3 protein-coding genes and 1 pseudogene are annotated in these 2,282 nt (G+C 72.3%); all 4 read right to left on the bottom strand.

The window, feature by feature from the left end; all coding sequences use genetic code 11:
- Nucleotides 1-344: transcription antitermination protein NusB (locus ACOADB_RS11690; RefSeq protein WP_378598394.1), on the bottom strand; the 344-nt coding region annotated here is incomplete at its 3' end.
- The gene (gene fmt / locus ACOADB_RS11685; protein WP_378598392.1) at nucleotides 341-1,267 is read right to left on the bottom strand and encodes a methionyl-tRNA formyltransferase; all 927 of its coding nucleotides are present in this window, start codon (nucleotides 1,265-1,267) and stop codon (nucleotides 341-343) included. The genes ACOADB_RS11690 and fmt, both read right to left, overlap by 4 nt.
- Nucleotides 1,264-1,809: a peptide deformylase gene (gene def / locus ACOADB_RS11680; protein ID WP_378598390.1), complete on the bottom strand. Its 546-nt coding sequence runs from the start codon at nucleotides 1,807-1,809 to the stop codon at nucleotides 1,264-1,266. Before def ends, fmt begins: the two co-directional genes overlap by 4 nt.
- A 4-nt stretch (nucleotides 1,810-1,813) precedes the next feature.
- Nucleotides 1,814-2,282: pseudogene (locus ACOADB_RS11675) on the bottom strand (primosome assembly protein PriA); the annotation flags it as partial.

Here is a 2,282-nt window from a genome sequence, read left to right as displayed (position 1 = left end):
GGCACGCGCATCGCCAGCAGCTGGTGGGCGCCGAGGCGGAGCGCGTCGAGGACGGCGACCTCCACCTTGCGCAGCGGCCGGTCGATGCAGGTGGCGAGGATGGCGTCGTACGTGCCCTGGCGGCGGATGGTGCCGGCAGCGAGCTCGGTGACGAACGCCGCGTCGCGTCCGACCAGGCCGTGGTGGGCGATGACCGACGGCAGGACCAGGTTGGTGTAGCCGCCGTCGACGCGGACGACACGGAGCACGTCGAGTGCGGCCGCCCGGACCGGGTCGCTCTTCGGCTTGGGCGGGCGTGCGGGCCCCGTGGACCTGCGGCGGCGGCCGTCCCGAGACCCGCTCACTCGAACATCGCGGTCTCGGGCAAGCGCACACCGCGTGCCCAGTCGGCCGCTGCCATCTGCTTCTTGCCGAATGCCTTGACCTCGCCCAGGCGCACCGCACCGGAGGCGGTGCCGACGAGGACGTGGTTCTTGCCGACGCTGATCGCGCCGGGGGCCAGGGCCGGTGCGTCCGCCTCGACGGACACGGGGCCGACCTTCACCCGCTCGCCGTCGAGCGTGGTCCACGCGCCGGGGCCGGGAGTGCAGGCACGGATCAGCCGATCGATGCCGACAGCCGGATCGTTCCAACTGATGCGGGCGTCCTCGACCGTGATCTTCGGTGCGAGGCTGACACCTTCGAGCGGTTGGGTACGGGCCTCCAGGGCTCCGTCAGCGATGCCGTCGAGCGTCGCGACGAGCAGGCTGGACCCGCCCTCGGCCAACCGCTCCAGGAGGTCACCCGCGGTGTCGGTGGGCTTGATGCGCTCGGTCATCACACCGAACGTCGGACCGGCGTCGAGCGCCTCGACGATCTGGAACGTGGTGGCGCCGGTGTACTCGTCGCCCGCCCAGATGGAGTGCTGGACGGGTGCCGCACCGCGCCAGGCCGGCAGCACCGAGAAGTGCAGGTTGACCCAGCCGTGCTTCGGGATGTCGAGCGCACTGCGCGGGATCAGGGCGCCGTAGGCGACGACCGGGCAGCAGTCGGGCTCGAGCGCCTTCAGCTCGGCCTGGAACCCGGGGTCGCGGGGGTGCGTCGGCTTGAGCACCGGAACGCCCAACTCCTCGGCACGCAGGCCGACCGGGCTCGGGGTCAGCTTGCGGCCACGGCCCGAGGGTGCGTCGGGTCGCGTGATCACGCCGACCAGCTCATGGGGGGACGCGACGATCGCATCGAGGGCGGGGACCGCCACCTCGGGGGTACCGGCGAAGACAACTCTCATCGGCCGAAGCCTCCCGTCGCGTGGGGGGACAGCTTCACGGTCGGCTTCTCGAGCCCGAACCACTCGGACTCACGGATCTCGCGCATCGCGGCCTTGCGTGCCGCGGCGTCGAGGCGGTCGATGAACAGGATCCCGTCGAGGTGGTCGGTCTCGTGCTGGATCGCCCGCGCGAGCAGCTCGGATCCCTCGATGCGGACCGGGTCGCCGTACATGTTGAAGCCGGAGGCGACCACCGACATGGCGCGCAGGCAGTCGTAGGTGAGCTCGGGCAGGGACAGGCACCCCTCGGCGCCGTCCTGGGTCTCGTCGGACAGCTGCAACGAGGGGTTGACCAGGTGGCCGACCTCCCCGTCGACGTACCAGGTGAAGACGCGGAGCCCGACCCCGATCTGCGGCGCGGCCAGGCCGGCGCCCGGGGCCTCCAGCATCGTGTCGGTCAGGTCGGTGACCAGTTGCCGCAGGTCGGTGTCGAAATCGACGACCTCGATCGCAGGCTTGCGCAGGATCGGGTCGCCGAACAGGCGGATGGGTCGAATGGCCACCCGGTCATCCTAGGAGTTCGCTGGGATCGACCTGAATCCTCACGGGATCGAGCTTGCGGGCCGACCGCAGGCGTTGCGCCTCCACCAGCGCCCGCGACAGCGCGGGGCCCTGCGCACGGGGCACCCGAACGATCAGGCGCTCCTCGTCAGGGTTGCCCTCGACCGGCACCGGCCCGAGGACGTCGGCGACCTCCGGCAGGTGCAGCAGGGCACGCATGTCGTCGACCGCGCCGGGGGCTCCAGTGAGGGAGGCGACCCGTGCCGCCGGGGGCAACCGGGCCTCACGCCGCTCTTCCGCCTCGCGGGCGGCGAACCCGGCCGGGTCCCATCGCACCAAGGCCTGCAGCGCGGGCTGGGCCGGATCGCCGACCGCCAGCGCACGCCCGCCGGGTCGCACCAGTCCGACCGCATTGCACCAGCGCCGCAGGGCCTCTTCGGCAGCGCGCATGCTGTCGCGCCCGAGCACCCACCAC

It is taken from the genome of Nocardioides sp. CPCC 206348 (assembly GCF_048654705.1).
In the GTDB taxonomy this organism is placed as follows: domain Bacteria; phylum Actinomycetota; class Actinomycetes; order Propionibacteriales; family Nocardioidaceae; genus Nocardioides.
This window is presented reverse-complemented; position numbering and strand designations above follow the sequence as displayed.